Origin of the sequence: Mesorhizobium sp. ESP7-2, assembly GCF_020164715.1 — a bacterium.
Taxonomy (GTDB): domain Bacteria; phylum Pseudomonadota; class Alphaproteobacteria; order Rhizobiales; family Rhizobiaceae; genus Mesorhizobium.
Genome location: NZ_JAIUGQ010000085.1, coordinates 1 through 7,456, shown reverse-complemented (window position 1 = coordinate 7,456; position 7,456 = coordinate 1). Strand labels below are relative to the sequence as shown.

Below are 7,456 nucleotides of genomic sequence, written 5' to 3'. Positions count from 1 at the left end.
CGGTCGCCAGTTGAGCTGCGGCCGACGCACCGCTTTTCCTCTCGGCCAAGTGCCCGCCCCGATTACGGGCGGCAATCCCTCGGTTGTTGCCTCGTGCCCTCCCCCATTCGTTCGCCCTGACGTCCAGGACAACGCCAGGACACGATTTGCAAATTTCGCCGTCATGGCGACGGCGTTCCGGCTTCGGACGCGGGGAAGAGCTCACGGGCGTGCACACCGGCCGCGAACAGATCGCGCACCGAAAGTGTCGGCGGCACGGCGCCGGATGCGCCTTTGAAGGACGCGAGATCGGATCCGGCCTCAGAAGCCGGCCGCCCTATGAACAGCGGCGCGGCCCTCCAAGTGACGGCCCTTGCATGGCTGGCGGTGAGCAAGCCGGGCGCATCACCGCCGCCCCAGAAAGGGCGAAGCTTCGCAACATAGGCCCGGGTCTCAGCCGGCAGCGGAAGGCCCTTCAAGGAGGCTTCGTAACGCCCTGGCCCGGCATTGTAGGCGGCCAGGAAGCCCGGTGAACCGTATCGATCATACAGCTCGCGAAGATAGGCTGTGCCGGCAAGGATGTTGTCGTGCGGATCATAGGGATCGCGGCCGAGTTGGTGACGAAGGCGCAGCTCGGCCCAGGTTCCGGGCATGATCTGCATCAGGCCCACGGCCCCCTTTGGGGACAGGGCGCGCAGGTCGCGGGCGCTTTCCAGCTGCATGACTGCCCGTATCCAGCGCTGAGGAATGCGGAAGCGATGCGACGCCTCGGCGATATGCGCGGCATAAGGATCATGCGCGGATTTGCGGGAAACCGGCGCCGATTGTCCGGCGGCCCCCGTCATCGTGCGACAGAAGATCAGCATGCCACCGATAAGGCAAAGTGCTTCACGCCGCGTGGGCAACCAACGGACGGGGCGGGAATCGTGCGCACATTTCGGCGCCGATGGCCCACTCATCGAGCACGCTCCGGCCGTGATTTCGGCCGCATCCAGCGCAGCGACCAGGAGCCGTCATCGCATCGGAAAAGAGTGGCGCGAAAGCGCCGGCCGAACAGCGGGTCCTCCAATCGGCACGATAGATAGTCCCCAGCCGTCTGTCCGGTTTCCTTCCAGGCCGCGCCGACTTCGGGGCCGCTGCCATCGCCGATGTGGATGCGAAAATCCGGCGCATTGCCGTCGGAAGTCCTGATCGGGACAAGCACCAGCTCGGCATCCACGAGCAGTGTTCGAATGCGTCCGGAGTAACCGGATTCTGTTTCCTGGAAGACGCCGATCTCGGCCATGGACTATCTCCTTGCTGTTGTTGGCTGGGCTGAATTGCGAGCCAGGTGTGGTGGCCATCACCTCTCTCGTCGGTCCAGAGCGGCAGCGCGCGTCCGACGATCGAGCTCGCCGGGAAAGGGCCGAAATAGCGGCCGTCGAGACTGTTCTCGACCTTCCCGTTCATGACGAAGATTTCGTCGGCGGCGATGATGCGGCAGCCCTGCCAGTCAGGCAGCGCCCGCCCGTTGCGGTCGCGCTCAAGTGCAGCACCCATCGCAAGCCCGTTCACCGTGATGACGCGCCCGACGCGGCAGACTTCCTGTCCGGGAAGCCCCTCGATGTGTTTCAGCATCGGCACACCGAGCGGAAGGTAACCGCGCCTGGCGGCGAACCGGGCGACCGTCTCTGGCGGTTCGATGACGGCGAGCGCACCAGCCGTCGGAACGGCCATTCTCCGGATCCCATAGAGTCCGAGGGGTGCGCTGGCCGACGCGTTCCATAGCAGCAGCGGCGGCATCTCCACGGCCGTCGGAGCGACCATCGCGACGACGGCCGCAAGCGTCGCGGCCATGCAAGCGGCGCGGCTCATGATGTCGCTCGCTTGCGCAACAGAAAGGCCCGGTGCTGCTCGAGCGAATAGGCGCGCGGCGTTCCACCGGCAACCAGGCGGTTGTGGGTCTGACGCCAATAGTCAGGGGCGGCCTCGACCGGATCGAGGCCGATCGCCTCGATCGCATCGATCAGTTGGAGAACACGCTCAACCTTGTCCCAGCCTGCGATCTTGAGCAGGATCTGGCCGCCTGGCCGGATGTAAGGCAGCGTCTGATATGGTTCAGCGGGAAAGACGGCGCGCACGATGTCGATGCGCGAAACGATGGTGCCAAAGTCATTCGCCGCCCAACGCACGAACGCAAAAACACTGCCCGGCGCAAATGTGACGACGCGGCGCCGCTGGTCGATGATCGTCTGATCGGCAGGACGTCCGAAGCGGATGCGGTGCTCGATCCGCTTCTCGATCCAGATCAGTTCGACCGTCGTGAGGTCGCCGCGCGGCGTCGATTGGGAAGACGGCGTCATGTGTCGTCTCCCTCGCACCGCCGCATCTGCTGTCCACCCTCAGTCCGCGGCTTGCGCGCAAGACTGTTAGATTGAGAGTTAGACTCTAAGTTAAGAGCGCGATTTTCCGTTTCGGACCCGTCGCTTAGGGCTGATCGCGGTTCCCGAAAGCACGAGGATGCGGTTGCCGATGGCACGATAGTTCGGGTTCCCGATGGCACGATCCTGTCAACAGGCGTCGGCACCGGTTCGAAAGCCAACAACACACGGCCGCTCGCTTCGACCTCAGTGAACAGCAGATATCCCGGCAAGGGTTGGCGGCGCACGATCTCGCGCAGCTCAAAGGCGAAGCGCTTGAGCGGCGAGAGGCTGCCGGACTTCCGATGCAGGTGCCTGATATCGAAACGCCAGCCGGCACGCTGGCGTCCGCCATGCTTGCGCACCAGCCGATAGAGCCAACGCTCCAGGCCGCCCGTCAGTCCGAAATAGGCGCGGTCTATCGTCAGGATCAGCGCGTCGTCCATGACGGCGCGATAGAACCAATCGGGCAATATCAGTTCGACGCCGAGCGGGCGGCCGTTTCGACCCGAGCGCTCCTGCCATTCATTGATCCAGGAGAAGCGATGGCGACGGCCTTCCGCGGGCTGGCGAATGGAGGTGAGGACGCTTGTCGACTGCAGGCGGTCGAGCGCCGCCTTGAGGCGCTGATAGTCTCGCTTCGAGACGCCGCGGCCGATGAAGGTAAGCATTTCATATGGCGTCGCGGCCATCAGGCGCGATGTGCGCAATCCGGCGTCCCGCGCGCTGACGATCTGGCTCGCGGCCCAGATCAGGATATCGGCATCCCAGATCGTCGCCATGCCGTGATCGGGCATCGCTTCGACCCGGATAGCCACATCGCCAGCGCGAAAGTCGATCGGTGCGATGCGCCTGGATTTGGCGAGGGAGAAGAAGGGATAGGCCATGAGGTCCTGCGCATCGCGTGGCGCGACAACACCGGGCAACGCGTGGAACAGATCAAGCTGTCCGCGTTCCGACGGTTGGCGTGTGCGTCCAGACATAGGGGAGATCAGCTTGCTCAGCGCCTCTCGCGCCCGGCATAGGCGATCAGGCGGGCGGCCTGAGGCTTGGCTGGCAGGACAGAGCCATGCGGATCGGATGTCGACGACATCGCGCCGCGCTGCACCCAGGCCTGGAGGTCGTCGACGGCATAGACGACGCGGCCGCCGAGTTTGCGATAGGCAGGCCCGGTCCCATAGGTGCGGTGTTTTTCCAGCGTGCGCGCAGAAAGACTGAGGAAATGCGCAGCTTCCGAAGTGCGCAGGTAGCGCGGCGGCAATGGCGCGGCGTCGGCGTTCATGAGGTGTCTCCTTCCGGCCGTTGCGATTGAACGGCGATTGACGGCCAGGATGGAGGAGCGTGAGGACGGCGATCAGGTGCGCAATTGAGGGGCGCTATTTCGCACCGCTAACAGCCTTCGGGAGTGGCGCTGGCGCGCGCAGCAATTGGGGGTAGCCGCGCTCAACCATCTTCACGCGATCGCGCATCCAGCAACGCATCCGAAGACAGGGCCCGTCATGGCGGCCGGCGGCGCGGAACGCTTCCGCGGTCACCATCAGAAGACGCCTCGCCCGGTACCGGGCGAGGCGTCTGCGACCTTACTCGCCGTTGCGGCGGTTTGGACGGGACCAGATGAGGCTGTGGCCCTCGCCTTCCTCGTCGGCGAAGAGGTTGGCGTAGATCGGAGCGGTGAAGCTCGGATCGTCGAGCTTGAGCCCGAGATACTCGCGGCCCTCGTTGGAGCGCTTGGACCAGGCGGCGCCGATCTCGGCCTTGCCGACCACGACGCGGTGGCTCGGGGCGTTCTCGCCGCTGGCCCGGGTGTCGGGGACGATGCGCACGCCCTTGGCCTGGACGCTAAGGGTGACGATCTCGCCGGTGAATTCGTTCGCATTGGTCTTCTTGAAAGTGCCGATGGTAGCCATTTTCAGTCTCCGTTTTCTTCGTTTCCGAGCCCGCACCATGCGACCTCGATGGCGATCGTGAGGCCGGAGGCGACCGCCGCCGCATCGCTTGCGACCGCAGCAAAGCGAAGGATGGCGCAGGCGCGTGTTTCTTGGTTGCGCGAGGAATGGGCTTGGCCCAGGGGAAGAAACGCGCGCCGCGCCATTGCGGCACAGGCGCTCGAGGCTTCAGCCGTCCTTCGGCCAGATCAGCCCTTTCGAGAGGTCGTTTGGTGCGCTCCGCAAAGCGAGAGACGGGGGCAATGGCGGCATGCTGGATCAACAAAGATTAAGTGGAATGTTTCGCCAGCGGATTTCCTGACCCGGACTCGGCATGTACTGCATCGAACCCTCTTTCCCTCCAGTGCCAAGCGCACGCTTACTAGGAGCGGCTTACTGCTCGGATCGAGATGCCTTCGCCCGCGCGGCAGCGTCGACGTGTCGTGCTACGGGCGTAAGGCTATTTGGATCGCCCTTCCCGCAGATCTATGGTGACGTGGTAACGCCTTTGGGAACCGCCTGCGAAAGAAGCTTTGGATGCTGCCTTTTACGCCGCGCGGCATTGTATGATCGATCTCTCATTTGGAGCTCTAAACTGCCAGTCGGCTATCGTGACAAAGTTGCCAGTAAGCTGACTTTTTGCCGACAGTCTCTTGTCGAATTGCCAGGAGGGACATCATTGGTGTGTGTCCACGGGGCTTTTTGCCGTCATCAGGACGGCGATGCGTCACCGTGCAACTGAGAGGGGACACCAGTCGGGGCCAAGGTCCGTTGTCCGGTGAGTGCGGATGTCCCCCCGAAATGGTGCTCGACGCTTTGCGATCCTTAGTCGGTGCGATATTAGATGGCCGCCATCTGACGTGAGATTTCTCCAGAGAGACATCGGAAAGTGCCGGAGCGACCCTCGATGAGGATTGTCGCGGGAGCGCCAAAATGCGGGCCACAGCTATCACCAGTCTCTTCGGACGTCAGGGTAAACATCGGTTTCCATAGCTCCGGAATTCGTAACCTTCGTCGGCGGCACAGCGCTCGCATCGATTGCTCGGGTGGGGCATCTCGCGGCTGTCGCGGTCATCGAGATCGGCTGCTGGATCTTGCCATTTGATGCCCGGTGGCGCGGCGGCATCGGGCCGGCACCGGGGCTTCGCTATCCCGCTCAGAAATATTGATGATCGTCTTTGCGCCAGATCAAACCAACTGGCCGATACTGCTGCTTGCCTGCCGACCGCTGTCAGCCACTTGTCAGGTTGGATCCGCTATCCCACGGCAATGACGGCCCCAAGCCGTTATGGCCTATCGGTCGAAATACCAATCGCACTGCAACTTCCCCCAAGCTTCCGAATGGAGACGTCATGTATCGCACTCTCGTTCTCGCCGCCCTCGCGGGCATGATCGCCGGTCCCGCCCTGGCGGCCGGCAACTGCAGCACGGCTGCGAAATCGAAGTTCCAGCCCAAAACGACGCTCGAGGCGCAGCTGAAAGGCGAAGGCCTCAACGTCCGCCAGATCAAGACCGAGAAGGGCTGCTACGAGGTCTATGCGGTCGACAAGGCCGGCAAGAAGGTCAACGTTGCCTACAATGCCGAGACCCTTGAAAAGCTCGACAATGCCGAAGCCGGCGAAAACTGATCGAGCCTTGCCGGCACCCGCTGAGGCGCGATCATCTCAGGGTGTGGTGCGCGTCTGGGACCGGTTTGTGCGCGGCTTCCATTGGGCGCTGGTGCTAAGCTTCGCCATCGCCTGGTTGACGGCCCATTCCTTTGAGGACATCCACCACTGGGCCGGCTACGCCGCCGCCTCGCTTGTCACGATGCGGCTCGTGTGGGGCGTCGTGGGCACGCCTTATGCACGCTTTTCGCAATTCGTGCGTCATCCCGCGACAGTGCTGCGCTATCTCTCCGCAATGCTCGGCGGACGCGAAGCCCGCTATATCGGCCATAATCCGGCCGGCGGCGCGATGGCCGTCGTGCTGATCGCCGCGATGGGATTGGCCGCGCTTACCGGGTGGATGATGACGACGGACGCGTATTTCGGCGTGTCGTGGGTTGAGGCGGCGCACAGCCTGGCCGCGCACGGCCTGCTCGTGCTCGTGTTCCTCCACATTGCCGGCGTGGCGCTGGCAAGTCTTCGCCATCGCGAAAACCTGGTTCGGGCGATGATCACCGGGCGGAAACGCAAAGCCGAAGCATTTGACATTGAGTGATCGTATCAGCCGTCACCTCGACTCCATCTGCGGTCGATAGCAGCAACTTTTCTGCAAGGCCCTAGCACTACTTTGGCAGATCTTTAGCAGAGAGGGTTCTGCGGCAGTGGGGACAACGGATTGGGGGCGGCTGCGCGAGCGCGGTGAGGATGGCTTGCCTGACTCGGGTAGGCTCGGTTGGGGCGGCGGGCCAAGGATTCTTTTTTCCCCCTCCCGCTTGTTTGAGACGGCGAGATTGCAGGAAAGCGTAGGCGATCATAGTCATCAGCGCGTGCCGGTGCAGGCCCGTCCATGAGCGCCCCTCGAAGTGGTCGAGGCCAAGTTCCTCCTTGAGCTGCTGATGCGCCTGTTCGCAGACCCAGCGCGCCTTGATGGCGCCTGCGATCTGCTTGAGCGGGGTGTCGGCGGTCAAGTTGGAGAGGTAGTATTTGCGCTCGCCGGTCGAGCGGTGCTCGCCGATCACCCAGACCTCCTCGCCGGGCAGATGCTGAGCGCCCATGTCGCGGATGCGCTGGGGTGGGCCATCTGCAACCCGGACACGGACAGCGGCGAAGCGCGCCGAGAGGCGGCCTTTGGTGCCACGCCGCCAACTGACCGCACGCCATGGGGCTGTCTCCAGCATCGCCTGCGCGGTCATCGACTTCACATCGGGGATATGCCGCTGGCGCGGACGGCCGCGTCCGGCAAGGGGAAAGATCATTGCCACGTCGGCGGGATAGACCTTCTGCTTGAACGGGATACCGACGGCCCAGGTAAGGCCGCGCTCGGTGAGCGCCTGCCGGAAGGGGGCGCTCAAGCCATATCCGGCATCGGCGAGCACGCAGCCAAAGCGTAGGCCGGCTGCGCGAGCCCGGTCGATCTCGGCCAGCGCGATTCGGGCTTGGTCCTGTAGGCACGATGGTCCGCGGGCACACCGGCACGGTCGAGCCGGGCGGGATCGGAAGTCCAGCT

General features: G+C 63.8%; 8 protein-coding genes and 2 pseudogenes. 2 read left to right on the top strand and 8 right to left on the bottom strand.

Going from position 1 to position 7,456, the window contains the following annotated elements; all coding sequences use genetic code 11:
* Positions 1 to 161 precede the first annotated feature (161 nt).
* The 7 genes and pseudogenes from LB543_RS33520 to LB543_RS33490 form a co-directional block, all read right to left on the bottom strand.
* A complete protein-coding gene (locus LB543_RS33520; protein WP_224599106.1) occupies positions 162 to 824 on the bottom strand; it encodes a lytic transglycosylase domain-containing protein in 663 nt (220 codons plus the stop codon).
* Between the two features lie 110 nt (positions 825 to 934).
* A complete protein-coding gene (locus LB543_RS33515; RefSeq protein ID WP_224599091.1) occupies positions 935 to 1,264 on the bottom strand; it encodes a DUF736 domain-containing protein in 330 nt (109 codons plus the stop codon).
* Between the two features lie 35 nt (positions 1,265 to 1,299).
* A pseudogene (locus tag LB543_RS33510) lies at positions 1,300 to 1,833 on the bottom strand (S26 family signal peptidase); the annotation flags it as partial.
* A complete protein-coding gene (locus tag LB543_RS33505) occupies positions 1,830 to 2,321 on the bottom strand; it encodes a DUF2840 domain-containing protein (RefSeq protein ID WP_224599093.1) in 492 nt (163 codons plus the stop codon). The gene LB543_RS33505 and the pseudogene LB543_RS33510, both read right to left, overlap by 4 nt.
* Complete coding sequence (locus tag LB543_RS33500) at positions 2,318 to 3,361, bottom strand: replication initiator protein A (protein ID WP_224599095.1); 1,044 nt, start codon at positions 3,359 to 3,361, stop codon at positions 2,318 to 2,320. The genes LB543_RS33505 and LB543_RS33500 overlap by 4 nt, the downstream gene beginning before the upstream one ends.
* Before the next feature lie 17 nt (positions 3,362 to 3,378).
* Positions 3,379 to 3,660 carry a helix-turn-helix transcriptional regulator gene (locus LB543_RS33495; protein WP_224599097.1) on the bottom strand — a complete coding sequence of 94 codons (282 nt, stop codon included), beginning with the start codon at positions 3,658 to 3,660 and terminating at the stop codon, positions 3,379 to 3,381.
* 298 nt (positions 3,661 to 3,958) lie between these two features.
* On the bottom strand, positions 3,959 to 4,285 hold the full coding sequence (locus tag LB543_RS33490) for a DUF736 domain-containing protein (protein ID WP_224599099.1): 327 nt from the start codon (positions 4,283 to 4,285) through the stop codon (positions 3,959 to 3,961).
* 1,370 nt (positions 4,286 to 5,655) lie between these two features.
* Here LB543_RS33490 and LB543_RS33485 point away from each other — a divergent pair.
* Complete coding sequence (locus LB543_RS33485) at positions 5,656 to 5,931, top strand: PepSY domain-containing protein (protein WP_224599102.1); 276 nt, start codon at positions 5,656 to 5,658, stop codon at positions 5,929 to 5,931.
* Positions 5,909 to 6,505, top strand: coding sequence for a cytochrome b/b6 domain-containing protein (locus LB543_RS33480; RefSeq protein WP_224599104.1), 597 nt, complete (start codon positions 5,909 to 5,911; stop codon positions 6,503 to 6,505). Before LB543_RS33485 ends, LB543_RS33480 begins: the two co-directional genes overlap by 23 nt.
* A gap of 67 nt (positions 6,506 to 6,572) precedes the next feature.
* Here LB543_RS33480 and LB543_RS33475 read toward each other — a convergent pair.
* Positions 6,573 to 7,456, bottom strand: a pseudogene (locus LB543_RS33475) (IS701 family transposase); the annotation flags it as partial.

Bases quoted from the DNA above. Each gene is read 5' to 3' on its own strand.
- LB543_RS33520 (WP_224599106.1), bottom strand. From the start codon at position 824: ATGACGGGGGCCGCCGGACAATCGGCGCCGGTTTCCCGCAAATCCGCG.
- LB543_RS33515 (WP_224599091.1), bottom strand. From the start codon at position 1,264: ATGGCCGAGATCGGCGTCTTCCAGGAAACAGAATCCGGTTACTCCGGA.
- LB543_RS33505 (WP_224599093.1), bottom strand. From the start codon at position 2,321: ATGACGCCGTCTTCCCAATCGACGCCGCGCGGCGACCTCACGACGGTC.
- LB543_RS33500 (WP_224599095.1), bottom strand. From the start codon at position 3,361: ATGTCTGGACGCACACGCCAACCGTCGGAACGCGGACAGCTTGATCTG.
- LB543_RS33495 (WP_224599097.1), bottom strand. From the start codon at position 3,660: ATGAACGCCGACGCCGCGCCATTGCCGCCGCGCTACCTGCGCACTTCG.
- LB543_RS33490 (WP_224599099.1), bottom strand. From the start codon at position 4,285: ATGGCTACCATCGGCACTTTCAAGAAGACCAATGCGAACGAATTCACC.
- LB543_RS33485 (WP_224599102.1), top strand. From the start codon at position 5,656: ATGTATCGCACTCTCGTTCTCGCCGCCCTCGCGGGCATGATCGCCGGT.
- LB543_RS33480 (WP_224599104.1), top strand. From the start codon at position 5,909: ATGCCGAAGCCGGCGAAAACTGATCGAGCCTTGCCGGCACCCGCTGAG.